The organism is Deinococcus apachensis DSM 19763 (genome assembly GCF_000381345.1).
Taxonomy (GTDB): domain Bacteria; phylum Deinococcota; class Deinococci; order Deinococcales; family Deinococcaceae; genus Deinococcus; species Deinococcus apachensis.
The window spans coordinates 107,366-131,736 of the sequence record NZ_KB906406.1 but is presented as its reverse complement, the minus strand read 5'-3'; the positions used below and the strand labels follow the sequence as shown (position 1 = coordinate 131,736).

Annotated in this window: 23 protein-coding genes; 14 read left to right on the top strand and 9 right to left on the bottom strand. The window is 67.9% G+C overall.

Features of this window, described 5'->3' with window-relative positions:
* Both F784_RS26260 and F784_RS23210 read right to left on the bottom strand, forming a co-directional pair.
* The coding region (locus F784_RS26260; RefSeq protein ID WP_342662489.1) for a transposase at positions 1 to 184 on the bottom strand (184 nt) is incomplete at its 3' end.
* On the bottom strand, positions 181 to 624 hold the full coding sequence (locus F784_RS23210; protein WP_245557871.1) for a transposase family protein: 444 nt from the start codon (positions 622 to 624) through the stop codon (positions 181 to 183). The genes F784_RS26260 and F784_RS23210, both read right to left, overlap by 4 nt.
* Positions 625 to 1,130: 506 nt before the next feature.
* Between F784_RS23210 and F784_RS0114045 the strand changes: the two genes are divergently transcribed.
* The 4 genes from F784_RS0114045 (at position 1,131) to F784_RS0114030 (ending at position 7,715) form a co-directional block, all read left to right on the top strand.
* On the top strand, positions 1,131 to 3,821 hold the full coding sequence (locus tag F784_RS0114045) for an S-layer homology domain-containing protein (RefSeq protein WP_019587366.1): 2,691 nt from the start codon (positions 1,131 to 1,133) through the stop codon (positions 3,819 to 3,821).
* 62 nt (positions 3,822 to 3,883) lie between these two features.
* Positions 3,884 to 4,822 carry a manganese-dependent inorganic pyrophosphatase gene (locus F784_RS0114040; RefSeq protein WP_019587365.1) on the top strand — a complete coding sequence of 313 codons (939 nt, stop codon included), beginning with the start codon at positions 3,884 to 3,886 and terminating at the stop codon, positions 4,820 to 4,822.
* A gap of 85 nt (positions 4,823 to 4,907) precedes the next feature.
* Positions 4,908 to 6,161: a bifunctional folylpolyglutamate synthase/dihydrofolate synthase gene (locus F784_RS0114035; protein WP_040383220.1), complete on the top strand. Its 1,254-nt coding sequence runs from the start codon at positions 4,908 to 4,910 to the stop codon at positions 6,159 to 6,161.
* 60 nt (positions 6,162 to 6,221) lie between these two features.
* Complete coding sequence (locus F784_RS0114030) at positions 6,222 to 7,715, top strand: carboxypeptidase M32 (RefSeq protein WP_019587363.1); 1,494 nt, start codon at positions 6,222 to 6,224, stop codon at positions 7,713 to 7,715.
* 58 nt (positions 7,716 to 7,773) lie between these two features.
* Here the strand turns inward: F784_RS0114030 and F784_RS0114025 are convergent, their stop codons facing one another.
* A complete protein-coding gene (locus tag F784_RS0114025; protein WP_019587362.1) occupies positions 7,774 to 8,025 on the bottom strand; it encodes a hypothetical protein in 252 nt (83 codons plus the stop codon).
* A 286-nt stretch (positions 8,026 to 8,311) separates the two neighbouring features.
* Between F784_RS0114025 and F784_RS0114020 the strand changes: the two genes are divergently transcribed.
* A complete protein-coding gene (locus F784_RS0114020) occupies positions 8,312 to 8,701 on the top strand; it encodes a helix-turn-helix domain-containing protein (protein ID WP_019587361.1) in 390 nt (129 codons plus the stop codon).
* 66 nt (positions 8,702 to 8,767) lie between these two features.
* On the opposite strand, the gene F784_RS0114015 is transcribed toward F784_RS0114020, so the two are convergent.
* The 6 genes from F784_RS0114015 to F784_RS0113995 all read right to left on the bottom strand — a co-directional run bounded on the left by F784_RS0114015 (position 8,768) and on the right by F784_RS0113995 (position 13,056).
* Positions 8,768 to 10,288: a bactofilin family protein gene (locus F784_RS0114015; protein WP_019587360.1), complete on the bottom strand. Its 1,521-nt coding sequence runs from the start codon at positions 10,286 to 10,288 to the stop codon at positions 8,768 to 8,770.
* 45 nt (positions 10,289 to 10,333) lie between these two features.
* Complete coding sequence (gene moaC, locus F784_RS0114010; protein ID WP_019587359.1) at positions 10,334 to 10,825, bottom strand: cyclic pyranopterin monophosphate synthase MoaC; 492 nt, start codon at positions 10,823 to 10,825, stop codon at positions 10,334 to 10,336.
* On the bottom strand, positions 10,822 to 11,424 hold the full coding sequence (locus F784_RS0114005) for a DUF177 domain-containing protein (protein WP_019587358.1): 603 nt from the start codon (positions 11,422 to 11,424) through the stop codon (positions 10,822 to 10,824). Before F784_RS0114005 ends, moaC begins: the two co-directional genes overlap by 4 nt.
* 64 nt (positions 11,425 to 11,488) lie before the next feature.
* Positions 11,489 to 11,626 (bottom strand): hypothetical protein, encoded by a 138-nt coding sequence (locus F784_RS26845; RefSeq protein ID WP_019587357.1) that lies wholly within the window; start codon positions 11,624 to 11,626, stop codon positions 11,489 to 11,491.
* A 168-nt stretch (positions 11,627 to 11,794) separates the two neighbouring features.
* The gene (locus F784_RS26840; protein ID WP_019587356.1) at positions 11,795 to 12,001 is read right to left on the bottom strand and encodes a hypothetical protein; all 207 of its coding nucleotides are present in this window, start codon (positions 11,999 to 12,001) and stop codon (positions 11,795 to 11,797) included.
* The gene (locus F784_RS0113995; protein ID WP_019587355.1) at positions 11,998 to 13,056 is read right to left on the bottom strand and encodes a glucose-1-phosphate thymidylyltransferase; all 1,059 of its coding nucleotides are present in this window, start codon (positions 13,054 to 13,056) and stop codon (positions 11,998 to 12,000) included. The genes F784_RS26840 and F784_RS0113995 overlap by 4 nt, the downstream gene beginning before the upstream one ends.
* Before the next feature lie 323 nt (positions 13,057 to 13,379).
* On the opposite strand from F784_RS0113995, the gene F784_RS0113990 reads away from it, so the two are divergent.
* From F784_RS0113990 to F784_RS0113950, 9 genes are all read left to right on the top strand, one after another.
* Positions 13,380 to 14,465, top strand: coding sequence for a mannose-1-phosphate guanylyltransferase (locus tag F784_RS0113990; RefSeq protein WP_019587354.1), 1,086 nt, complete (start codon positions 13,380 to 13,382; stop codon positions 14,463 to 14,465).
* Complete coding sequence (locus F784_RS23200) at positions 14,462 to 16,144, top strand: CpsD/CapB family tyrosine-protein kinase (RefSeq protein ID WP_019587353.1); 1,683 nt, start codon at positions 14,462 to 14,464, stop codon at positions 16,142 to 16,144. Before F784_RS0113990 ends, F784_RS23200 begins: the two co-directional genes overlap by 4 nt.
* A gap of 3 nt (positions 16,145 to 16,147) precedes the next feature.
* A complete protein-coding gene (gene wbaP, locus F784_RS0113980; RefSeq protein ID WP_019587352.1) occupies positions 16,148 to 17,593 on the top strand; it encodes an undecaprenyl-phosphate galactose phosphotransferase WbaP in 1,446 nt (481 codons plus the stop codon).
* A 142-nt stretch (positions 17,594 to 17,735) separates the two neighbouring features.
* Positions 17,736 to 18,896, top strand: a complete 1,161-nt coding sequence (locus tag F784_RS0113975) for an O-antigen ligase family protein (RefSeq protein ID WP_157465260.1) — start codon at positions 17,736 to 17,738, stop codon at positions 18,894 to 18,896.
* Entirely contained in the window at positions 18,893 to 20,332 is a 1,440-nt protein-coding gene (locus F784_RS0113970; RefSeq protein WP_019587350.1) for an oligosaccharide flippase family protein, read from the top strand. The genes F784_RS0113975 and F784_RS0113970 overlap by 4 nt, the downstream gene beginning before the upstream one ends.
* Positions 20,329 to 21,174 carry a glycosyltransferase family 2 protein gene (locus F784_RS0113965; protein WP_019587349.1) on the top strand — a complete coding sequence of 282 codons (846 nt, stop codon included), beginning with the start codon at positions 20,329 to 20,331 and terminating at the stop codon, positions 21,172 to 21,174. The genes F784_RS0113970 and F784_RS0113965 overlap by 4 nt, the downstream gene beginning before the upstream one ends.
* Complete coding sequence (locus F784_RS0113960; RefSeq protein WP_019587348.1) at positions 21,171 to 22,205, top strand: glycosyltransferase family 4 protein; 1,035 nt, start codon at positions 21,171 to 21,173, stop codon at positions 22,203 to 22,205. The genes F784_RS0113965 and F784_RS0113960 overlap by 4 nt, the downstream gene beginning before the upstream one ends.
* The gene (locus F784_RS0113955) at positions 22,202 to 23,194 is read left to right on the top strand and encodes a glycosyltransferase family 4 protein (protein ID WP_019587347.1); all 993 of its coding nucleotides are present in this window, start codon (positions 22,202 to 22,204) and stop codon (positions 23,192 to 23,194) included. Before F784_RS0113960 ends, F784_RS0113955 begins: the two co-directional genes overlap by 4 nt.
* Entirely contained in the window at positions 23,191 to 24,354 is a 1,164-nt protein-coding gene (locus F784_RS0113950; protein ID WP_019587346.1) for a glycosyltransferase, read from the top strand. Before F784_RS0113955 ends, F784_RS0113950 begins: the two co-directional genes overlap by 4 nt.
* Positions 24,355 to 24,371 lie beyond the last annotated feature (17 nt).

Genomic DNA, 24,371 nt, shown 5'->3' with positions numbered 1-24,371 from the left:
GTGTGAGCGCGTGAGGGTGTTCCTTCCAGAGGCCCTGGTACCCGGCATCACCGATCAGGGCCGTCTCCACGGGCAGCTGCACCTTGGAGCGGCGAAAGAGCGTCAAGTCGTGCATCGAGCCAACGGTGGAAGCGACGCACAGGATCCTGTGCGTCGCCACGTTGACCAGGAGTTGCAGCTTCAGGGTGTGGCGCTTTGTCTTGCCGCTGTACCAGCGGCGCTGGGTTTTTTGGGCCGTTCGCAGGGCACTTCCGAGGCATCCACCGCGATGATGCTGTAGACCGTCCCGCTGTTCCCCAGGGCTTTCTTCCCGGGCAGTCTGAACAGCTCACTGGCGATCAGGGCGGCCTCGACGCGTTCCACCGTGCGCTGCACGGTGGTTTCATGGACGCCCCAGTCATCCCCCAGATGCGCGTAGGTTCGGTATTCCCGCCAAAACTCCAGGGTCAGCAGCAGTTGCTCCGCTACCCTCAGGCCCGCTGGCCGACCCCGTTTCTTCTTCTGCTCTTCACGCTGCGTGAGCACCGCTTCCATCTCGGCGAAGGTTTCAGGGTACACCCCGGTCCGTCGCTTGAACTGCTGGCGGTTCATCTTCAGCGCCCGCTCCAGTCGCTCGTGGCCCACCCGCCCAGCTTAGCTGTCGACTTTCGCAGGAGGTCTAATTCCTTACCCCTCAGGGGACAATCGGTAAGAGGACATGTCTGGCCGGAACATTTGGTACGGGGTCCTTTTAGTTGAGAGATGTCTCCAAAATGAGAAGCGGCCAGGAGCTAAAACGTCCATTCGTAGAGGAAGCCCCAGTTGTTCCAGAAGGCCTCTCCTTCTAATAGCCTCTGGAAAGGGACGTCTCCAGGTGCGCGAATCCAGAGGCGGGCCTCTTCACTTTTTGCTCACATATTAGGCCAAGCGGCCTGAAAAGGCGATCTTATCTCCGTCTCAGGGTTGACCCATCGTTCTTCACACTTGTATCATCCCCCTGATCTGACATTCCAAGGCCATAGGCGGCGGGGGTCAGGTTGCGCGGAAGAACGCGGAAGGTGAACTGCTCCGGGAGAGGAAACTCGGCAACTCGCCCCACCGTCTACTTCAGGACCGGAAGTGTTCCTTGCGCGCGACGTTTTGGGGGTTTTATGAAGAAGAGTCTGTTCGTTCTCACCGCCGCGCTGGCCTTCGGCGCCGCTGCCGCCCAGACGGCGACTCCGGCCACCCCGGCGACCACGACTCCGGCCCCGGCGGCGGCACCCCAGGTGCCCACGCTGACCGACGTTCCCGCCGGTCACTGGGCCAAGGACGCCATCGACCGCTTGGTCAGCCGCGGCATCATCCTCGGCTACCCGGACGGCACCTACCGCGGCACGCAGAACCTGACCCGTTACGAGGCCGCCGTGATCATCGCGCGCCTCCTCGACCAGATTCGCACGGGTGACGTGCCCCAGGGGTCGCTGAACGCCGACGACCTGACGGCTCTCCAGAACGCCATCCAGGAACTCGCTGCCGACCTGACCGCTCTGGGTGTGCGCGTCAGCGACCTGGAGGAGAACGCCGTCAGCCGTGACGACTTCTCCCGCCTGGAAGCGCGCGTCGAGGAACTCGCCGCCGCCAACGGTGATGCCGCCGCCATCGCTGGCCTCCAAACCCAGATCGCCGAGCTGACTGCCCGCGCCGACGACTACGACGCCCTGCGCGCCGATGTCGACGATAACGCCAGCCAGATCGCCGCTCTGAACGACCTCACCGTCCTGCTGAACCAGGACATCCTGAACCTTCAGGACCGCGTGAGCGCCGTCGAGAGCGCCCAGGCCGACTTCGTCCAGCGGTCGGACTTCGACAACCTGGCTGGCCGCGTGGGCACCGTCGAGACCCGCGTGACCGCGTTGGAGAACGCGCCCAAGTTCAGCGTGACCGGTGGCCTCTCTCCCCGCATCGGCCGCATTGGTCTGACCTCGGGTACCACCAACTTCGATGTGGACCGCCTCACCAACGGCACCTTTGCGGCGGGCGTGTTCAGTGACCTCAGCGCTGGCGCTGACGTGACGGTCGTCGACACCAGCCAGAACTTCAACCGGAGCCTTGGTCTGACCTTCGGGGTGCGGGCCAGCAACCTGACGACGGCCAACGGCTCGGTTATCGTCAACAGCGCGGCGATCAACTTCAGCACGGCACCTGTCCAGGAGTACAACTCCACTACGATTCGGCGCGCCATCACCCTGACCGATGCCTCCGCAAACGGCACGGTCGCGGGCGGCGCCTTCAGCGTGAAGTACACCGAGGCCAGCAACGCCTTCAAGTTCAGCGACTACCTGTTCAGCAACAGCGATGGTGTGGCGGGTCCCGGCTTCGTCGCCACCTTCAGCCCGGTTCACCCCCTCAACCCCACGGTCACCGTGGTCGGCGGGCAGACCACCAGCCCCGCGCTGCGCGGCACGACCGCTGTGCCTAACACCTACTACTACGGTGCCCGCGTCGTCGTGAAGCCGAACACGAACAGCACCGTCGGCGTGTCGTACGCCCAGACTGAGACCAGCCGTACCGGCTTCGGTGTGGACTACAACGTCCAGCTCGGCATCGTGAACGTCAAGGGTGAGGGTGTCATCAGCATCCCCAACAGCACCAATGGGACGTCCAACAGCATCCTTGGTGGTAACTTCCAGAACGCTGTCAACAACGGCGACAAGGCGTTCTACACCGAAGCCCGCGCCGACCTCGGCGTGGCCCGGTTCGGCGTCAACTTCCGCACGGTTGACCCTGACTTCGCTGCGAACAATGACGCCCCGACCAACATCGCGGTCGGCAACGCAGCGCTGTCCATCAACAACACCCGGCCCTACGACGCCGACCAGACGGGCTTCGGTGCGGCGGCGGGTACGGCCCTCGGCCCCATCGCGCTCGGCGCTTACGGCGACACTTACGTTCCTTACAACGCTAACGCCCCCCGTACCGTTGCTTTCGGCGTGAAGGCGGGCGCCAAGCTCGGCGCGCTGGAACTGGTTGGTTTCTTCAACCGCGTGACGACGGGCGGGACGCTCAACAACGCGTTCAGCGTCGACGACAAGCGCAACAACGACTACGCCGACCCCGGCATGGGGATCGCAGATGTGCCCTATGCCTACACCAGCACCGTGGGTGCCCGACTGCGTCATGACGGCACGGCGACCAACGCGCTCGTTCCGAACCTCAACTTCACGGTCCAGGACGGCTACTACTACGGCAGCCGCTCCAACGACTTCCAGGCCTACGCCAACTACTCGGGCACCCTGGCGGGTGTGACCATTGCGCCCCTGGTGCGCTACCACCTGCGGACCAGCTCGAACCCGGGCAGCCTCTCCACCGGTGACCAGGCGACCCTGGGCAACACCCTCAAGTACGGCGTGAAGCTCAGCACCGCTCCGCTGACGGCCATCCCGCTCCAGCCCAGCGCCTACGCTAACGTCGTCAACCGCATCAGCAATGGGGGCACGGGGGTGGCCGTGAACAACGCGACCACTACCGAGCTGCTCGGCCAGGTCGGCATCAGCCTGAACCAGTTCCTGGCGCCCGGCGCGACCGCCAAGGTCGGCTACTCGTACTACCAGGGCTTCAATGTGGCGGGTACCACGGTGGGTGCGGACGACGTGGCCTTCAGTGCCAGCGACGACCGGGTCTACAGCGGTCGCGGTGGTCAGAACGGCCTGGTGAATGGCCTCTACGCTCAGGTTGGTTGGAACGGTCTGGCGGCCAACTACGGCATCTTCCGCTACACCAACCTCAATGTTGCTCCTGGCGCAGCTGGCCGGACCAACGTGGGTCAGGGCTTCCGCGTCAACTACACCTTCAACTTCTAAACCTTCTCTCCTTAAAGGGGCCCTGCGGGGCCTCTTTTTCGTTTGCCCATTAGAATTCCCCCATGTTGCCCGTTTTTGGACACACCAATCCCGACACCGACGCCATCACTTCGGCCCTCGTGTACGCGCGCTTGCTGACTCGGCAGGGGGTGGCCGCGCAGGCCTACCGTCTGGGCGAGTTGAATTTCGAGACGCCCTTCGTGCTTCGGGAGGCAGGAGTGGAGGCGCCGGAACTCCTCCCGGAACTTCCAGCTGGCACGGCCGTGGCACTCGTGGACCACAACGAAAGTGCTCAGTCGGTGCCCAATCTTTCCGACATGACGGTCACCCATGTGGTCGACCACCATAAGCTGGGGGACCTGACGACCTCCCAGCCCGCGTACCTGCGCTTCGAGCCGGTGGGCTGCACGGCGACCATTCTGCTGAGGTTGCACCGCGAGGCGAACCTGCCCGTGGAGCGGCTGGACGCCCGGCTGATGCTGAGCGCAATCCTGAGTGACACCTTGCACTTCCGCAGCCCGACGACCACCGAGGGCGACCGCAAGGCAGTGGCATTCCTGGCCCCTATCGCCGGGGTGGAGGACGTGGAAGCGTACGCCCTCGCCATGTTCGCGGCCAAGAGCGACCTGGGGGACACCCCCGCAGAGACGCTCCTGAAGATGGATTACAAGGTGTTCCCCTTCGGTGATCCCGCTCAGCGCTGGGGCCTCGGGGTAATCGAAACGACCAACCCCGCCTATGTGCTGGGCCGTCAGGCGGAGCTCCTCGCCGCGATGGACCGGGTGCGGGCGGAGGAGGGGCTGAACGGCGTCCTGCTCTCGGTCGTGGATATTTTGAACGAGACGAACGTAACCCTGGTCCTGTCAGCGACTGAGGAGAAGGTGCTGCGCGAGACCTTCGGTGTGGAGGTCGCGGATGGGCGCGCGGACCTGGGCCACCGCATCAGCCGCAAGAAGCAGATTGTGCCCGCGCTGGAGGCGTACTTCGCGCCGGAGGCCTGAGGGCGTTGGGGGGGCAGGGGGCGGGGCAGCGTTCCCGGCCCCCTGCCCTTTTCCCTGCCGCCTTCCGCGCCCCTATCCTTCCCCCATGACGGCTGTGGACGATCTGGACTGGCTCTTCGCCCGGCAACGCTTCGGGGTACATCCAGGCCTCTCGCGGGTGCGGGCGCTCCTCGCGCGCCTGGGGGACCCACAGGCGGCCTTCCGGTCGGTACTCGTCGGGGGCACGAACGGCAAGGGCAGCACGGCGGCGACCCTGGCGGCCATGCTGGGGGCTGGGGGAGAGCAGACGGGCCTCTTCACCAGCCCGCACCTGACACGCTTCTCCGAACGCTTCGTAGTGGGTGGCCGGGAACTCGGCGGGGAGGAGGTGCGGGCGGCGCTGCGCCGGATGCGCCCCCACGCCGAGGTGGTGGAGGCCTCCTTTTTCGAGATCGTGACGGCCCTGGGCTGCCTGCTCTTCGCGGAGCAGGGTGTCAGGGCCGCCGTGCTGGAGGTGGGGCTGGGCGGGCGGCTGGACGCCACGAACGCCCTCGACCCGGTGCTGAGCGTGATCACGAACGTGGGACTGGACCACACTGAGATTCTCGGGAACACGCGGGAGGCCATCGCGGGGGAGAAGGCGGGCATCCTGCGCGCGGGGCAGCTCGCGGTGACGGGAGTGGCGGCGGATCTCCTTCCCATTCTGGAGGCGCGGGGGGCCGACCTGTGGGCTATTGGGCGCGAGGTGTGGGTGAATGCGGCGTCCCTGGGCTGGGACGGGTGGGACGTGCGCGTGCAGGTGCCCGGGGCAGGCCTGACCTTCCACACCCCGCTGCTGGGGGCGCATGGGGCTGGGAACGCAGCGCTGGCCGCCGTGGCCGCCTATCGCCTGGGAGTGGGGGAGGGGGCGATTCGAGCAGGAGCGGCGGGCGTGCGCTGGCCGGGGCGCCTGGAGGCCCTGTCCTGGCGGGGGGGCCGGGTGCTGCTGGACGGAGCACACAACCCGGACGGTGCCCGGGCCCTCGCGGACGCGCTGCGGGGGCTGGGGGTGGAGCGGCTCCCGGTCGCGTTCGGCGCGGCGGCGGACAAGGACGTGGCGGGCGTGGCGGCGGCACTCCGGGGGGTGGCATCCGAGGTCATCCTTACCCGCGCGATGCTGAGTCCGCGGGCGGCTGATCCCGCCACACTCGCCCCGCATTTCGCGGGCCTGCCGGTACGATTCGCCGAGACGCCCGCTGCCGCGCTCGACCTGTTGCCCGCAGGTGGTCGGTCGGTCGTGTGCGGCAGCCTGTACCTCATCGGCGAACTCCGCCCGTTGCTCTTGGGCGAGGTGGGGGAGGGCCGGGAGCGCTGGCAGTGAGCCGCGTCCCTACCTCCGCCTGACGACGTAGGGGGCCGCCGCGTGCTCTAGGCTGCGGGCATGAGCATGGAAGAACTGAGACGCCGCCTCGCGCAGGTGAGCGACCTGGAGGCGGCCGCCGGGCTGATGTCCTGGGACCAGGAGACGCAGATGCCGGAGGAGGCCGCCCGGGTGCGCGGTCTCCAGATGGCGACGCTGGAAGGGCTGGCGCACGAGCTGTTCACGGACGCGCGTACGGCCAAGTTGCTGGAAGCGGCGGGCGATGGGCAGGACGAGACCGAAGCCTCGATCCTGCGTGTCACGCGCCGCGACCACGCGAAAGCCACCCGGCTCCCGACCGAGTTCGTGGAGGAGGCCGCCCGCGCCCGCAACGAGGCGCATCACGCCTGGCTGGACGCGCGGGGGCACAGCCGCTTTGCCACCTTCGCGCCCCACCTGGAAAAGATGCTGGACCTCGCGCGGCGGCAGGCCGACCTGCTGGGCTACGAGGAGCATCCCTACGACGCGCTGCTCGACGAGTACGAGCCTGGAATGCGCGCCTCGCAGGTGGAGCCGGTGTTCGCCGACCTGCGGGACCGCACGCTGCCGCTGCTGCGGCGCATCGTGGCGGCGGGGGACGCGGCGGATTACAGTGTGCTGACCCGGCCCTTTGGGCGTGAGGCGCAGAAGGCCTTCGCGTGGCGGGTGGCGGGCGAGGCCTTCGGCCTGAAGCGGGAGTTCGCCCGGCAGGACGAGAGCGCGCACCCCTTCCAGACCAACTTCAGCCGCAGCGACCTGCGGATCACCACCCGGGTGGAGGACTACTGGCCCGCCTGCCTCTTCGGCACCTGGCACGAGACCGGGCATGCCATGTACGAGCGCGGTGTCTCGGAACGCTGGGAGCGCACCCCTGTGTCCGCCGGGGCTAGCCTGGGCGTCCACGAGAGCCAGTCGCGGATGTTCGAGAACTTGCTCGGCCGCTCGCGGCCCTTCTGGGAGCGGTATTTCCCGCAGCTCGCCGAGGTCGCGCCGGAGGTTACAGCGGGGCTGGACCCACAGACCCTCTACCGCGCCATCAACCGCGTGAACCCCAGCCTGATCCGGGTGGAGGCCGACGAGGTCACCTACAACTTCCACGTCATGCTGCGCTTCGAGCTGGAACTCGCCCTGCTGGAGGGCCGCTTGCGGGTGGACGAGCTGCCGGAGGCGTGGAACGCGAAGATGGGAGAGTACCTGGGGTTGACGCCTCCCGACGACGCGCGGGGCGTGTTGCAGGACATCCACTGGTCGGCGGGCCTGATCGGCTACTTCCCGACCTACACCCTGGGGAACCTGCTGAGCGTCCAACTGCTGGAGGCGGCGAGGCGGGACCCGGCTGTCGCGGCGGGCGTCGAGAGCGCCGAGTATGGTCCCCTGCTCGCCTGGCTGGTCAAGAACGTTCACCAGCACGGCCGCAGCCTGCTGCCCGCCGAACTCACCGAGCGGGCAACCGGGCGGCCCCTCACCGCCGACCCCTATGTGAGGTACCTGCACGAGAAGTACGAGGGCATCTACGGGCTGAAGGCGGAGGTGTAAAGACAAAGAGAGAGGGCGGAGAGCTGAACGCAGTCTCCGCCCTCTCTTCCTGTTGCGCTTACACGGCCTGCTTTCGCTCCACCTGGGTGACCAGGTAGGCGCGGGCCGCCCCCAGCCAGGTCTGGGCCAGGGCGCTGTGGGGATGCTGGCGGTCGCGCAGCGCGTGGAGACCGATGCTGAGGTGGCGCTCAATGCGCCGGACTGCTCCCAGGCCGCCCTCGTTCTCGGCCTCAATCAGGGTGTTCAGCACCGTGGTGGGGTGAACGTAGCCGATACGTATGCTTTCGGCGATGGTATCCAATGCACGCATGAAGGGCCCTCCTGCGGGGCAATAGGGGGTGAAACGCTGAAAAAATGCGTGACGAGGACGAGCTCTGCTTTGGAGACGATAGTAGCAGAGTCTATTATGGGGAGCAAGAAGAGCGAAGCTTTATTCTGTATTGACCGTACCGAGGGGTGGTGTTACACTCCAATCAAGGGTGGCGGATTCTGTCTCCAGGCAAACCCTGAAGGGAGAAGCCCAGCCCCAGGCGGCACGCACGCCCCGCCCTTGAAGCGGGACCGTGTGAGGCGACGCCGCAGCCGAGGAGGTGAATATGAAACTGCACGAAAGACTCCGCGAACTACGCAGCGAACGCGGGCTGCGGCTCAAGGACGTGGCAGAGACTGCCGGGATCAGCGTTCCTTATCTCAGCGACCTGGAACGCGGGCGCACCAACCCCAGCCTGGAAACCCTCCAGACGCTGGCGGGCGCCTACACGATCACCGTTCACGACCTGCTGGAGGGCGTCGAGTTCTACGGCGACTCCACCGAGGGGGCGCTCCCCAAGGGCCTCGCCGACCTCGTCGCCGACCCCACGCTGGGCGGCCAGCTCACGCCCGACTGGGTCCGCACCCTGTCCCGCATCGAACTGCGCGGCAAGCGCCCGCGCGACAAGCAGGACTGGTATGAGATCTACCTGCATCTCAAGCGCATCCTGGGTTGAGCGCTTCCCAATGACTGTGGGCCGGAGAGTTCATCCTCCGGCCCACGGCTTTTTTTTGCAGTGAAGCTATCTCACGATTCCCCGACTTTCCCACTCCGAGCGGGTCAGGAGGAGGGTGCCCGCTCCCCAGGCGCCGCCCACGAGCGCGAACGTGAGGGCCAGGGGCGGCAGGGCGAGGCTGGCCGCGACGGCACTCAGGCCCAGCAGTGCGCCCAGCACGTCCGGGAGGGGTAGGCGCAGGCGGAAGGCGAGGGCGCGGCCCGCGTCGTAGGCGCTCACACTCAAGCCGGTCGCCACCAGCAGCAGGGCGAAGGCCGTGGCGAGGAGCGCGGGCACCAGCAGCCCGGTGAGCGCCAGCCCCAGCGCCGGGCCGATCAGCACGGCCAGGGCCAGCACCCCCAGCGCGAGCGTCCGCACAGGCGCGTGCCGCTGCCGCCGGGCGAGGAGCGGTGCCGCGCCCGTCACGAACAGCAGCAGGAGCATCCCGCCCGTGAGCACCAGGAACACCCGGCTCCAGGCCGCCCCACCCAACCACCCCAGCAGCGGCCGGAAGGCGGTGGCGGTGGCGACGCTCAGACCCGGGGGGGGCGCGGTCTGGAGGGCCGTCGAGTCCCCGGGCGCGCGGCCCAGCAGGGCGTTGACCCGGCCCGCCACGCTCGCGCCTGCCTCGCGCCGCACATCCCCGAACAGCGTGATGACCTCACCTCCCACCCTTGCGTCCGGGGCGAGGGTCACGTTCCCCCCGACGGCGATCACGTTCCCGGTCACGGCGCCGTGGACCGTGACGTCATGACCGACTGTCACGCCGCTGCGCCCGAACGCCTGGTAGAGCGGCGGCAGGGTGAGCACGGCGGCGAGCACGAAGGCACCCGCACCGAAGCGCTGCACGGCGGGGGTGGGGCGCCACATCACCAGGGCGCTCACGGCGAGCAGCAGCAGCAGCCCGACCCCCGCGAGCGGCGACACCTGCGCGATCAGCGTTTGCAGCACGGTCGCGCCCGCCGCCAGGTTGGGCCACGCGCTCGTGACCCCCAGCAGCGTCAGGCCCACGAGCAGCCCCGAGACGAGCAGCAGGGGAGCGGGGTTGTGCGCCGGGGGTGCCGGGGTGGGCCGAAGCTCGCTCCCCGTTCCCTCCCGCGCAATGCGGGCGGCCACCGAGTGGGCCAGCGAGGTCGGCAGGGGGGGAAGGGTGCGAGTGAGCCCCGCCGAGGCCCGCACGTCCCTGGCCACGTTCGCCGCAACACTGCGGGGCAGGATGGGAGAGGACGCCAGGGCCAGGCGACGGTCCAGCCCCACCTCCGCGGCGACCTGCGGGGCGACCGAGGTGGGCAGTGGGGAAGGAGCCGTGCCTCCCAGGGCCGCTTGCCACACGACCTCCGAGGCGACCTCGGCGGCGAGGCTGCGGGGCAAGGCGGGCAGGGGGAGGGCGTTCAGGGAGGCGGTGGCCCGGGTGAGCCGCCGCCTCAGCTCCGCGAATTCGGGATCGTGGGCGAGTGCCGCCAGCCGCGCCTGCTCGGCAGGGGTGAGGTCCCCGTCTGCCTCGCGGTGCAGCAGGTCCAGCCAGGCCTCACGCTCGGTCACGCCCATACGCTCTTTCTACGGCTCACGCTCCGGGAAGGTTCCCACCCCGGGTCAGACCGTCGCCCGGTACTCGCCGCTTTTCCCGCCCGTCTTGGCGAGCAGCCGCACCCCGGTGATCTCGATAGCCTTGCTCGCGGCCTTGAGCATGTCGTATACGTTCAGAGCGGCAACAGTAACGGCGGTCAGGGCCTCCATCTCCACGCCGGTCGGGGCGGTCGTCCGCACGGTGGCCTCGATCCGCACCCCGGCCTCCTCCAGACTGACGCACACGTCGGCGCCTGTCACGGGGATAGGGTGGCACAGCAGCACGAGGTCCGCGGTGCGCTTGCTTCCGGCGAGGCCCGCCAGACGCGCGACGGTCAGGGGGTCGCCCTTGGGATTGGTGCCCGCCTCCAGCGCGGCCCGCGCCTCGCGGGGAAGCCGGACCCAGCCCTCAGCGGTCGCCGTCCGGGTGGTAGGGACCTTGTCCGTCACGTCCACCATCCTGGGCAGGCCGTCCTGAAAATGGGTCAGCTTTGGGGTGTTCTCCTCCGGCACCCTCACTCCTCCGGGAGCTTCAGGTCACGCAGCCCCGCGAAGGGATTCTGCCGGACGTGGGCCGAGCCCTCCGGGGTGCCCAGCAGGTCGTCAATCTCCTCGACGGGCACCTGCGCCATGTGTTCGCAGGGTCCCTCGTTCAGGTCGTGGCCGCACACCTGGCACAGCCCCTTGCAGTCAGGCGCGTGCAGCACGGTCAGCGGGGCGGCCAGTAGGGCGGTTTCCGCCAGGTACGCGCTGAGGTCCAGGTCCGGGTCGCCGAAAACGAGGACCTCCTCGCCGGACTCCGCCTCGTCCAGATAGGGGGCTTCGACGGACGGGTCGTAGCGCAGCAGAGTGCCCAGCCTCAGGTCGAGGGGCACCTCCACATCGCGCAGGCAGCGCGAACATTCCATGATTACCGTGGGCTCGAAGCGGCCCTGGAGGTACATCTCGCTGCCGCCCAGGGCATTGACATCGACCCGGAAGGAGGCGGGGCGCGCGAAGCGCAGCGTCTGCTCGGCGTCGCCCTGCAGGTAGGTGAGGTGGTCGAGGTTCCCCTCCGCGTGGGCGTCCGAGGACGTGCGGAGCAGCGAACCCAGGTGAATGCGGGGCGTCTCGCTCATCCCACCATGATAGGGCGCTGCCCTTTCCTACACCGGGGGGCGGGCACGGTCCAGGGGGACACGTTCAGGCCGGATGAACCCTCAGCCAAGCGAGCACGTCCGCCGCGTTCCGGCCGGGGGGAAAGACCGGGTAGAACACGTGCTCGATCACGCCGCCTTGCAGGATCAGCGAGACCCGCCGCAGGAGCGTCCGGCCGTCCACCTCGAAGGTGGGCAGGTCCAGCGCCCGTATGAGGCCAGCTCCGCGTCCGACAGCAGCGGGAAGGGGAGATGCAGCCGCCGCGCCTCCTCCTGCTGGTAGGCCGTGTCCTGTGTGCTCAGCCCGAACACCCCGGCGCCCAGCTCAGCGTGATGCTCCCGGGATCAAGGCCTAATCGCCGGGGAGGGCCTGGTCTGGCCGCCCGGTGAGCGGGTAGACGTAGGGCGCGGTTCGTCCGGGAAGGGCGGACAGGTCGACCGTGTTTCCGTCCGTCGCGGGCAGCGGAACCGGGGGAAGCCTCAGCCCCGGCAGGCGGTCACACGCCCCATCGTCCACTGAGTTGGGCAGGTCCGCTGGAAGGGCTAACAGGTCCGTCACGCCAACTCGACCACGCTCGCGTCCGAGAGGGTGAGCTTGTGGGTGCTGGGTACCTTGCGCCCGCCCCGCACCTGGGCGCGCACCCCGATCAGGCAGTCCTGGAGGCGGGTGTTCAGGCACTCGATGCGCGCCTCGGCGTCCACCACGCTGTGCTCGACCTCGGCCTGCCGGATCACGCTGTCCCGGCCGATGGAGGTGAAGGGCCCGATATAGGCGTCCTCGACGACCACGCCCTCGCCCAGCAGCACCGGGCCGACGATCTTGCTGCGCCGGACCTGCGCCGAGGCCGGAATCACCACCCGGCCGGTGAGCCGTGAGTCGCTGACCTCCCCCTGCACGTCCTCCGTGACCCTTTCGAGCAACAGGCGGTTGGCGTCGAGCAGGTCGGCCGGGCGCCCGGTGTCCTTCCACCAGCCCTCCACCCGCTGGCCCAGCACGGTGCGGCCGCGGTCGATCAGGCCCTGAATCGCGTCCGTGATCTCGTACTCCCCGCGCGCCGAGGGCGGCATCCCGTCGAGCACCCCGAAGACCTCCGGGGTGAAGCAGTACAGCCCCGCCACGGCCAGGTTGCTCGGCGGCACCTTGGGCTTCTCGACCAGCCGGGTGATCCGGTCGCCGTCGAGCTGCGCCACCCCGAAGGCGGTGGGGTCGGGCACCTCCACCAGCGCGATCACCGCCGCCGGACGCTCACTCTCGAAGCGCTCGATAAAGGGCCGCACCCCGTGCTCGAAGAGGTTGTCCCCCAGGTACACGCAGAAGTTGTCCTGCCCCACCCACTCGCGCGCCATCAGGACCGCGTGCCCCAGGCCGAGCTGCTCGTGCTGGTCGATCAGGGTCACCTGCGCCTCGGGCGCCTGCTTCAGGGTGTCCCCGATCTCGGCGCGGGTGGCGTCCGACACGATGATCGCCACCTCGTCAATCCCGGCGTCCAGCAGGGTCCGCAGCGCATGCACGATGATGGGCGCGCCCGCGACCGGCAGGACGGGCTTGGGGCGCGTGAAGGTCAGCGGACGCAGGCGGGTGCCGAGTCCCGCGGCGGGAATAATCGCTTTCATCCGCCGCATTCTAGGAAGTTCCGTCCCCTCATGAAGCTGACGCCCCCTTCATCGAGCCCCCCGGGCGGGTGAGGCGCGGGCAAAACAGGGGGACAAGACCTGTCTTTTGCGCTTTACTGCGGGGTGTTTCCCGGCACGCTCGCCGACCCGGGGACCCCCCCGAGTGGGGGTGAGGAGAGGGTAAACTGAGCGGTGCAGGAAAAATTTTTCCCGCCCAACATTGGAGTTCCCATGAGTCAACAACTGGCAAGGCAAGCGAGGGGCTGGCGGCGGCACGGGGTTCGGCGACGCCTGAACGCATCGGGTGGGCCGAGGGCCCGGGCATGAGCGAAGCAGTCTTTCTTCCCGTCATTCTCGCTGGGGGCAGCGGCGAACGCTTCTGGCCCCTGTCCCGCAGGCACCGCCCCAAACAGTTCCTCACCTTGGACGAGACCGGGCGCAGCCTGCTTCAGGCCACCAGTGACCGCCTGAGCGTACTGAGCGGCAGCCCCGAGCAGGTCATGGTGGTCACAGGGGGCGAGTACCGCACGCAGGTGCTCGAGCAGCTCCCCGACATGCCCGTCGAGAACCTGATCGTCGAGCCGGTCGCGCGGGACACTGCCCCGGCCGTCCTGTATGCGGCCCTGCGGGTGGCCCAGGAGGCCCCGGAAGCCGTGATGGGCGTCTTTCCCGCCGACCACCGCATCACCAATCCGATGGCATTCGGCCGCGCGGTGCGCCGGGCCATCGAGGTCGCCCACTCGACCGGCCAACTCGTCACGCTGGGGATCACCCCCACCTTTCCTGCCACCGGGTATGGCTACATCCAGCGCGGAGAGCTGTTGCAGGGCGGCGAACTGCCCGCCTACCGGGTGTCGCGCTTCACCGAAAAGCCCGACGCGGAGACCGCCCGCACCCTGGTCGCCGACGGGCGTTATACCTGGAACAGCGGGATGTTCCTCTGGCGGGTGGGAGCTATCCTGGACGCCTTCCGGCAGTATCAGCCCGAGATGTACGCCCAGCTCTCGGAGGCGCTGGCTCGCGGCCGGTCGCCGGGGGGCATTCGCGGCGTCTTTCCCCAGGTACAGAAGATCAGCATCGACTACGCCATCCTGGAGAAGTCCGACGAGGTCGCAGTGATCCCGGCCGAGTTCGGCTGGGACGACTTGGGAGACTGGAACGCCCTGGAGCGCCTGCTGAAGGGGGAGGGCCAGAACGTCTCGGTGGGGCGGCATGTCAGCCTGGACACCGGGGGGGCCATCCTGTATACCACCCGGGGCGATGACTTGATCGCCACTATCGGCTTGGAGGACGTGGTGGTCGTCCGCACCGATGAGGTGACGCTGGTGGTGCGAAAGGACCGCACCCAGGACATCAAGAAGGTGGTGCAGCAACTCAAGGCCCACCCGGAATTGGAGCGCTTCGCGTGACCGCATACCGTCCCCCCGAGCCCGACTCTCCCGACCTGCTCCGCCAGGATACCGATAACGAAATCGACCTTGCGACCCTCTGGCAGGGGGTGCGGCAGCGTCTGCCCGTCATCCTCCTGACGGCGGCCCTGCTGGCGCTGGCCGTTTACCTCTGGTCCCGCGCCCAGCCGCGCGTGTACGAGGCTGCGGCAGGCCTGCTGGCTTCCAGCAGCCAGAGCCAGATCGGTGTGGTTGGGGGCTCGGTGATCTCTCCGCTGCCGCCGGGCACCGTGGCCGAGGTCGTGGAGAGTCCGCTGATTCTGCGGCCGCTGATTGAGGCCGTCCGGGATAACCAGGCCATTGCGCCCGCGGAACGGCAACGCCTGGTGAAGCAGTTGACCCGTGAGCTGTTGACCCCGGTGCGGGAGGGCGAGGGGAGCCAGCGGAACCGCACCGTCTCAGTGACGGCGGATCAGGGCGGCGGGGAGAACAGCATCTATCAGGTGCGTGCTCGCGCGCAGACGCCCCAAGCCGCACAGGTGCTCGTCAATCTGACGGGCAAGCTGCTGCTGAACTGGGATGCCGAACGCACCCTGCGGGATGTGCGCCTGGCCCGCGAGAACTTCACCCTGCAACTGGCCCAGACGGACCGCCGCCTGGCCCTGCCGGGGCTGTCGGCGCTGGAGCGCCAGACCCTGCTCTATCGCCGCGCCACCATGCAGGACAACCTCGCGCAGCTCAGTTTTCTGGAGCAGGCCCGGCCGGGCGTCCTCAAGCCCCTCACCAGCGCCGTGGAACCGCTCCGGCCCGTGACGCCTTCGCCGCTGCGGAATGCGGTCTTGGCTGGCCTGCTGGCGCTGCTACTGGGAACTGGTGTGGCGGCCCTCCTGAGCGTGTTGGACCGCCGGGTCCAGACCGATGCGGAGCTGCTGACCTTGAACCTCCCGGTGCTGGGGAGGCTGCCGCGCCTGCGCCCTTCAGGGAGCTTTTCCCTCGCACAGTCAGAGGCTCTGGGCTTCTTGCGCGTCAACCTGCAGGCCACGCTGCGGCAGCCCCGGCCTATCCTGATGATCGCCGGGCTCGCCGGAGGTGAGGGCGCGAGCAGCCTGACCGCCGCCCTGGCGAGCAGTCTGGCCGACAGCGGGCAGCGGGTGCTGCTCCTCGATGCCGACCTGTGGCGCGGCGGGCAGCAGGACCTCTGGGACGTGGGCACAGGCGGACAGCCCGGGCACGCTCCCGGCCGCACGGGCGGTGCACACAGCTTCGCGGAGGCCCTGCGCGCGCCCGTGAACGTGGAGGTGAAGCCAGTCGCCCCCAACATTGACCTGCTGCCCGCTGGCTCTGCCCCCCATGGGAGCTTGGCCCTGCTGAGCCGCCCTGAGCTGGGCGAGTGGCTGCGCCGCTGGAGCCAGGGCTACGACGTGGTGCTGGTGGACAGCCCACCCCTGCTGGCGCTGGCTGACGGGCTGGCCCTGGGGCAACAGGTGGACGCCGTGCTGCTGGTGACTGAGATGGGCCGAACGCGCCTTCCGGACGTGTGTCAGGTGCTGCGGTCCGCGCGGCTGGCTGACGTGCCCGTCGTGGGGTTCGTCCTCAACAAGGTGGCGGGTCCGTCCCGGATGCCCCGCCGCTACGGACCCGCCCTTCCCGCCCCGCCCGCTCCCGCTGCGCCCACCCCGACCGTCAAGGAAGTGCGCTAGGGCATGGGCCTGCGCGTATCGGCGAGGACGGCCTCCCCGGCACGGCTGGGAAGCCAGGCCGCCCCGGCCCGCCTGGCCGCGCTGCCCCAGGCCGTCTGCCTGCTGCTGGGGGACGTCCTCAGCGCGCTGCTCGCGCAGGAACTCGCCTCCCTGATCCTGACCGCCACCGGCCGCCCCGTCCTCTCCCTGGAAAGCACCCTGATCTGGATGGTCCTCTGGGTGCTATGGCGGGCCTATCAGGGCCTCTATCCCAGCTACGGCCGTTCCCCCCAGACGGAACTGCGCCTGCACACGACTGGCACCGTGCAGGTCGCAGTGGGGCAACTCGCCGCCGCCTTCGCGGTGCAACGTTTCGCTCCCGGCGTCACGGGCGTTCTGATCCTGTGGACGCTCATCCTGATCCTGTCCCTGCTGATGCGGTACGCCGTGCGCGCCCTGCTGATCTCCACCGGGCATTTCGGGCGGTCCATCAGCGTGATCGGTGCCGGGCACACCGCGGCCCTGACCATCGCCCACCTGCGGGCCCATCCCGCCTACGGCCTCAATCCGGTGGCCGCCTACGACGACAACCCCGCCTTGCACGGCACCACCTTGCAGGGCGTGCCTGTCCTCGGCCCCATCGAGCAGGCCCTCATCGACCCTCTCACCGAGCAGGCCCTGATCTCCATTCCCGGCGCGCGGGCCGAGACGCAGCGCCGCCTGGTCAACAGCATCTACGCCGCCTTCCCCATTACCTGGGTGATTCCCGACCTTTTCGGCGTGCCCAACCAGGCCCTTTTGCCGCACAACATCGGCAGCATGGCCAGCCTGGAAATCAGGAACAACCTGCGGAGCGTGCAGGCGCGCGTGATCAAGCGAGGCATTGATCTGGTGGGCGCGGTCCTGGGTGGGCTGCTGATTTTCCCCGGGCTGCTGCTGATCGCCCTGGCCATCCGGCTCGACAGCCCCGGTCCGGTGGTCTACCGGGCGCGCCGCCTGGGGCGGGGCGGTCAATCTTTTGACTGTTTCAAGTTCCGCAGCATGCACCACGACGCGGAAGAAAAATTGAATCACATGCTGGACAGCGATCCAGCTCTCCGAGCTGAGTTCGAGGCCACGCACAAGCTCAAAAACGACCCTCGCGTGACCCGGGTTGGCGCGTTCCTACGCAAGACCAGTCTGGATGAGTTGCCGCAGCTTGCCAATGTGCTGCTGGGCACCATGAGCTTGGTCGGACCCCGCCCCATCGTGCAGGCCGAGGTGGAGAAGTACGGTGAGGTCTACGAGGTCTACAAGCAGATCCGTCCCGGCATGACCGGCTACTGGCAGGCCAACGGCCGCAGTGACACGAGTTATGACGAGCGGGTGGCGATGGACCGGTTCTACGTGACCAACTGGACGCCCTGGCTGGATATGGTGGTCATGATTCAGACGGTGAGGGTGGTATTGATGGGCCGGGGTGCATATTAAGGTGCTGCTGCCAGGCGTTCTCTTCTGGCCGCAAGGACACAGGACACGGCACCGGGCGAGGTGGTTTGTGCTGGTCTGCCTGGCGTTCCTGTTGATTGGAAACTTTGCGCGGTTGATTCCCAGTGGTGGGTTGGGGGACAACATGCTGATCAGCGAGGTTCTGCTGTATGTCCTGGCGGGTGCTTATCTGCTGCTGTCCGGCCCTGCCCGGCGACTCAGTCTTCCCTGGGTGTTGCCCTGCGCGGTGGTCCTGCTTCTGTCGGCCCTGACGGGCGTCTTGCAGTGGGGGATGCAGGCTGTGCCGTTGCTCTACGCGCTGCGGCTGCTGGGGACCCTGACGGCGGGCATCCTCCTGGGGACAGCCCTATATTTACAGTATGGTCAGGCATTCAAGCGGGTCACGCGGCTGTTTGTTCGCCTGTACCTGGCGGTGGTGGCGTTGGCATTCCTGCTGCTGCTGCTCTTTCCCGACTCCCGAGATTTGTGGGCCTGGTTGAGCCGTATGGGTGTGGTGTTCCAGGGCGACCCACACCTGAACCGCCTGGTGTCCGCCTACTTCGACCCCAATTTCTTCGGTGTGATCCTGCTGCTGCCCCTGACCTGGAGTTATGTGCTGCTGCACAGTCAGCCCGCTTTCCGCTGGTGGGCGGTGCTTGTGCTGACGCTGGTGGCGATCCTGCTCACTGGCTCCCGCAGCGCACTGGCCGCGGCTGTTCTGCAACTGCTCTTCCTGCTGTTTCTCTCCGCGCTGGTGGCGGCACGCCGGTCCTGGATAGACACCCGTCATCTGCTCCAGGCAAGCCTGTCCCCCATATTGCTGCTGGCCCTGCTGCCCTTTTACCTGCCCTATCTGGCCCGCACGCTGATCCGTTTGTCGACCATCGGTGATGATCGTTCGGCGGCGGCCCGCTTCGACTCATACGACTTCGGCATGCAACTGATTGCCGCCCATCCCCTCTTCGGTGTGGGGTACAACTACCTGTCCATGTTCACGGAACAGTACCGCCGGTTGCCCTCCCTGGATTCCTCCTTGCAGGCGACCGCCGCAAACTTCGGGATTCCCTTTACCATCCTGCTGCTGGGCCTGACCATCACGGCGGCGTTCCGGTGGGGTGCCCGCTTGCGAGGTCCCCTGGCCTTCGGTTTCTGGGCGTACTGGGCCTGTCTGGCCGTGACCATCCTCTTCGCTTCTCAGTTCAACAACGTGCTGTACTACGTCTTCTGGCTGCTGCCTGCCCTGGGATACACCGTGTATCTCGGCCACTGCGCCCGTCGTCAGGCGCTGGGGAGGGCTACCCCGTGACCGCAGCCACCGTTGGCCGTGCGGCCATGCAGGGGGCAGCGGCGCTGTTGGTCCGGCAGGTGGTGATCCAGGGCCTCAACGTCCTAACGGGGGTGCTGCTGGCCCGCTGGCTGGTCCCTGCCGAATTCGGGGTATACAGCCTGATGGCCTTTGTGCTGGTTTTCCTGATCGCGGTAGGCGATGTCGGCCTGGGGGCGAGCCTGATCCGGCAGCCGGAGGAACCCGACCTGCATACCTACCGGGTGGTGTTTACCTTCCAGCAGATCAGCGCGGGTGTGCTGTCAACCGCACTCTGGCTGGCCGCGCCCTTCCTGACACGCTACGTTCATCTGGAACCTGCCTATGTCTGGCTGTTTCGCGCGGTGGGGGTCTCCCTGTTCCTCACGTCATTTCAGACCATCGCCGCCATTCGCCTGGAACGCGAGTTGCACTTCCAGAAGCTGGCGGTCGCAGAGGTGCTCCAGGCCCTGGTTTATAATGGTGTTCTCATTTATGGTACCGCTGCCGGGTGGGGTGCCTGGACCTTTGCGCTGGCCCTGACTCTGCGCTCGTTGATCGGGGCGATGTACCTCAATCTGCGCCACCCCTGGCCCATCGGCTGGCGCTGGGATCCGGCCCTTTTGCAGCCTCACCTGGCGTTTGGCCTGCCCTACCAGGGGGTCAGCCTGGTTTCCCTAGTCAAGGACAGCATCACGCCGCTGCTGGTGGGTGGCCTGCTGGGCATGCAGGCCGTCGGGTATATCAACTGGGCGCAGACGGTGGCGGCCTATCCTGTGATGGCCCTGATGTTCCTGCAACGCCTGTATCTGCCCGTGTTCGCGCGCTTGCAGGGGGATCCGGCGGCCCTGCGCCGCGCCGTAGAACGCGTGCTGCTGCTCACCAACGGCGTCACCGCCATTCTGGCGACACTCACGCTGGCCCTGGCTGTCCCCCTCACCACGCTTGTGTTTGGCTCCAAGTGGTTGTCAGCGTTGTCCCTGCTGGAACTGCTGTGGTGCGGCAATCTGTTCGTCGCCACGGCCACGCCGCTGTTGGCCCTGCTCAACGCCCTGGGGCGTTCGCACGTCACCTTCCGTTTTGCCCTAGTTTGGCTCCTGGCAACCTGGGGGCTGGGTGTGCCGCTTATTCTCCAGTTCGGAACGCTGGGCTTTGCCCTTGCCACGGCCGGTGTGCAACTGACCAACCTCGCTCTTTTCCGGGTGGCCTGGCAGACCCTGCCGTTTTCGTTTTCGCGGAGCGTGCTGCCCCCCTGGCTGATCGCCGCTCCCCTGGCGCTCACGGCAGGCATGCTGGGGCGCGACACTCAGAGTCCGGGGGCGCTGGCAGCCTGGTTCGCCGTTCCCCTGTTGCTGTATGTCGTGGTTGCGGTCCTGCTGTGGCCGGACGCCCGCCGCTGGCTGAAGGGGCGTCTGCCCCTCCCGAGGTCCATCCTATGAATCCCCGCATCAGTGTCGTCATCAACACCCTCAATGAAGAACACAACCTGCCCCTGGCCCTCGACTCCGTCTGCCGCTGGGTGGACGACATCGTGGTGGTCGATATGCACAGCAACGACCGGACAGCCACGGTCGCACGGGCGTATGGTGCCCGCGTCTTTCTGTATGAACGCCTCGGGTACGCGGACCCTGCCCGCGCCTTTGCGCTCGCCCAGGCTACCGGCGATTGGGTGCTGGTGCTGGATGCCGACGAGGTGGTGCCCGCCGCGTTGGCGGCCCAGCTTCATGCCATTGCCCGGCGTGGGGACTTCGACGCCGCCGATCTCCCGTACCAGAACTTCGTTGGTGGGGTGGCCGTGCGGGGACTGGGCTGGGGGCCGACGCAGGACCACCATGTCCGCTTTTTCCGGCAGGGGCAGATGCGGGTAACTGGCGAGGTCCACAATTTCTTCCATCCTCTGCCCGGCACACGCGTCCTGAGGCTGCCCTACCAGGGAGACAATGCCCTGCTGCACTTCAGTTATACCGACTACACCAGCGTTATGGAGAAGATCAACCGCTACACCGGCATCGAGGCGCAGACCAAACAGGGGCAGGGCGTGCGGCCTTCCCTGCTGCGGGAAACGGCCCTGCCTGTCCGGGAATTCCTCCTGACCTTTCTGGTGAAGAGGGGCTACCGGGACGGGCGGCACGGCCTGCGCCTGGCCGTGCTGCTGGCCCTTTACAAGTACCTGAGGGAAATCAAGCTGGATGAACGGGTGCAGCGCGGCACGCGCGAGGACATGCTGAACCGCTACCGCCAGCTCGCCCGGCAGGCCATCCACCCGAAGGACCCCCTGTGAACGTACTTTACTTTCTGCCGCGGCCCCTGGCCCTGGCCTTCGGGGGCCAGGAAGTGCAACTGCTCCAGACCGCCGCCGCCCTGCGCCCGCTGGGCGTGCAGGTCCGCTACGCCGACTACTTCGACCGCGACCTCCTCCGCGGGATCGACCTGGTCCACCTGTTCGGGAGTGACCACGTGTACGCGCAGCTCGTCAAGCTGCTGCGCGCGCGGGGGCTGCCTTACGTGGTGTCGTCCGTGTTCTACCCGGTGGGCCGTGACCGGCAGGCGCAGGCACTGCTGGCCCAGGTGCCGTACTCCCAGAGCTGGCTGCGCGGGCAGGTGCTGCGGCACGCCGCCGCCGTCCTGCCCAATTCCCGCGCCGAGCAGGACCTTCTGAAGGGGATGTTCGGTCTGGAGGACAGGGCATTCACGGTGGTTCCCAACGGCGTGGACCCCATGTTCGTGGGGCGCGACCCGGATGCCTTCCGCGCCCACCTGCCCCCCGGCTGGCCAGACGGCACCCCCTTCCTGCTGAGCGTGGGGCGGATCGAACGGCGGAAAAACAGCCTGCTGCTCCTGCGCGCCGCAGCACGCCTGCGCGTTCCGGTGGTGTTCATCGGCGCACCCGTCGAGGCGGAACGCGAATACACCGACACGTTCTTCCGGGAATTGCACACCTACCCCGGTCACGCCGCACACCTGACCGGCTTCCCCCCCGGCAGCGACACCCTAGCCAACGCCTACGCCGCCGCGCACGCGCACGCCCTGCTCAGCGATCTGGAGACGCCCGGCCTGGCCAACCTGGAAGCGGCGCTGAACGGCGCGAACCTAGTGGTGGGGGACGCGCTCCCCGTTCGTGAGTACCTGGAGAGTGCCGCGACCCTCGTGAACCCCCATCACCTTGACGACGTTGTGACCGCGCTGCATACGGCCCTGGAGCGGCCGAGGAACGCGCTGGGCCAGCGGGAACGGGTGGCGGGGCGCTACACCTGGGCACGGGTGGCCGGGCAGACCGCGCAGGTGTACCGCCGCGTGCTGGGGGAAGCGTGACGCGCCTCAGCGTGGATGCCCGCTGGATGGGACCGCACGGCATCGGCCGCTTCGCGCGGGAAGTCTTGGGCCGACTGGACGGCGTGCCTCTCTCCGTGCCGTTGGCCCCCACCCACCCCCTGGACCCGCTCGCCACGCATCTGGCCCTCCGGCGGACGCGTCCGGCCCTGCACTTCACGCCCGGCTTCAACCCGCCGCTCGCCAGCCCCGTGCCGCTGGTCTTTACCGTGCATGACCTGATTCACCTGGACGTGCCGGAGGAGGCGGGGTGGACGCGGCGCCTGTATTACGACCGGGTGGTGCGGCCCGCCCTGCACCACGCGGCCCGCGTGCTGACCGTGTCCGAGGCGTCCCGGCAGCGCCTGCTGGAGTGGGGCGGTGTCCCTGAGACGCAGGTGGTGGTGGTGGGGAACGGCGTGGGGCCGAACTTCACGCCGGACGGCGACGTTCACCAGCCAGGCTATCCCTACCTACTGTATGTCGGGAACCGCAAGCCGCACAAGAACGTCCCCCGGCTGCTGCGGGCCTTCGCGGCGCTCGGGCTGCCGGAGCTGCGGCTGGTCCTCTCCGGCCCCCCCGACGCGGAGACGGCCCACCTGGCGCTGAGCCTGGGCGTCTATGACCGGGTGGTGTTCAGCGGGCTGATTCCCGAAGAAGAGTTGCCTGCCTACTACCGGGGTGCCTCGGCGCTCGCCTTTCCTAGCCTGTATGAGGGGTTCGGGCTGCCCGCCGCCGAGGCGATGGCCTGTGGCGTTCCTGTCGTCACGTCCACCACCACCTCCCTGCCGGAGATTGTCGGGGACGCTGCGATTTTGGTGGACCCCCGCGACATGGACGCGATTCGCGACGGCCTGCACCGCGCGGTGACGGACCAAAGCCTGAGGGCAAACTTGCGCTCGCGCAGCTTGCGGCGGGCCGCGACCTTCAACTGGGACCGGGCCGCTGAACGGGTGCAGGCCGTCCTGCAAGACGCTCTGGAGCAAGCATGAAAAGCGCCCTGATCCAAGACTGGCTGGCCGGGGGATACGCGGGCAGCGAGAAAGTGCTGGCCGAGCTGCTGACGGTCCTGCCTGGCAGCCCGATCTACACGCTCGTCCACCGGCCGGAAGACTTCATCGGCACGCCGCTGGAACATGCGGACGTTCGCCCCAGTTTGCTTCAGGGTTGGCCGTGCGCGGTGCGCCACTACCGCACGTATCTGCCCCTGATGCCGTACGCCGTCGAGCAGTTCGACCTCACGCCCTACGATGTGGTGGTGTCGAGCAGCCACGCGGTCGCTAAGGGCGTCCTGATCGGGGCAGACCAGTTGCATCTCAGCTACTTGCATTCCCCGATGCGGTACGCCTGGGACCTGTATCAGCAGTACTTGCGCGAAGCGAACCTGACTCGCGGTGCGAAAGCCACGCTGGCCCGGCTGGCCCTGCACTACATCCGTCTCTGGGATCACTCGACCGCCAACCGTGTCGACGTGTTCCTGGCGAACAGCCGGTACGTCGCGCAGCGCATCTGGCGGACCTACCGCCGTCCGGCACGCGTGCTGTATCCCCCGGTGGACGTCGCCCGCTTTGACGCCACCCGGCCACGTGAGGACTTCTACCTGACGATGAGCCGCTTCGTTCCCTACAAGAAGATCGACCTGATCGTGGAGACTTTCACGCGGCTGGGAAAGCCGCTGGTGGTGATCGGGAGTGGGCCGGACTGGGAAAAGGTCCGGGCGCTGGCGGGACCGAGCATCCAGTTGCTGGGCTGGCAGAGTGACGCGGCGGCCGCAGAGTACCTGGCCCGCTGCAAGGCGTTCGTCTTTGCCGCGGACGAGGACTTCGGCATCGTGCCAGTCGAGGCGCAGGCCGCAGGCGCACCCGTCATCGCCTACGGCAAGGGGGGCAGCCTCGAAACCGTCGTGGCGGATCAGACCGGGGTGTTTTTCGGGGAGCAGAACCACGCGAGCCTGGCGCGGGCCGTGCAGGTGTTTGAGGCACGGCACTCCGCCTTTGATGCCGGGCGGATCCGGGCACACGCCGAGCGGTTCCGCCCCGAGCGTTTCCGGCAACAGTTCGCCGACATCATGGAGGCCGCGCGGCAGGCCAGGGCGGCCGGACAGGACCCCGAGCGGGCCGTGCTGGCCGTGCCGCTGGAAGGCGACAGGTGAACGGCTCCGCCCGCATC

What these genes read in the sequence shown, in the direction of transcription:
- F784_RS0113995 (WP_019587355.1), bottom strand. Translation starts at nt 13,056, where the DNA reads ATGAAAGCGATTATTCCCGCCGCGGGACTCGGCACCCGCCTGCGTCCG.
- wbaP (WP_019587352.1), top strand. Translation starts at nt 16,148, where the DNA reads ATGGGCCTGCGCGTATCGGCGAGGACGGCCTCCCCGGCACGGCTGGGA.
- F784_RS0114015 (WP_019587360.1), bottom strand. Translation starts at nt 10,288, where the DNA reads ATGGGCGTGACCGAGCGTGAGGCCTGGCTGGACCTGCTGCACCGCGAG.
- F784_RS0113990 (WP_019587354.1), top strand. Translation starts at nt 13,380, where the DNA reads ATGAGCGAAGCAGTCTTTCTTCCCGTCATTCTCGCTGGGGGCAGCGGC.
- F784_RS0113975 (WP_157465260.1), top strand. Translation starts at nt 17,736, where the DNA reads ATGCTGATCAGCGAGGTTCTGCTGTATGTCCTGGCGGGTGCTTATCTG.
- F784_RS0114045 (WP_019587366.1), top strand. Translation starts at nt 1,131, where the DNA reads ATGAAGAAGAGTCTGTTCGTTCTCACCGCCGCGCTGGCCTTCGGCGCC.
- F784_RS0114005 (WP_019587358.1), bottom strand. Translation starts at nt 11,424, where the DNA reads ATGAGCGAGACGCCCCGCATTCACCTGGGTTCGCTGCTCCGCACGTCC.
- F784_RS0114020 (WP_019587361.1), top strand. Translation starts at nt 8,312, where the DNA reads ATGAAACTGCACGAAAGACTCCGCGAACTACGCAGCGAACGCGGGCTG.
- F784_RS0113965 (WP_019587349.1), top strand. Translation starts at nt 20,329, where the DNA reads ATGAATCCCCGCATCAGTGTCGTCATCAACACCCTCAATGAAGAACAC.
- F784_RS0114040 (WP_019587365.1), top strand. Translation starts at nt 3,884, where the DNA reads ATGTTGCCCGTTTTTGGACACACCAATCCCGACACCGACGCCATCACT.
- F784_RS0114030 (WP_019587363.1), top strand. Translation starts at nt 6,222, where the DNA reads ATGAGCATGGAAGAACTGAGACGCCGCCTCGCGCAGGTGAGCGACCTG.
- F784_RS0114035 (WP_040383220.1), top strand. Translation starts at nt 4,908, where the DNA reads ATGACGGCTGTGGACGATCTGGACTGGCTCTTCGCCCGGCAACGCTTC.
- F784_RS0113950 (WP_019587346.1), top strand. Translation starts at nt 23,191, where the DNA reads ATGAAAAGCGCCCTGATCCAAGACTGGCTGGCCGGGGGATACGCGGGC.
- F784_RS0114025 (WP_019587362.1), bottom strand. Translation starts at nt 8,025, where the DNA reads ATGCGTGCATTGGATACCATCGCCGAAAGCATACGTATCGGCTACGTT.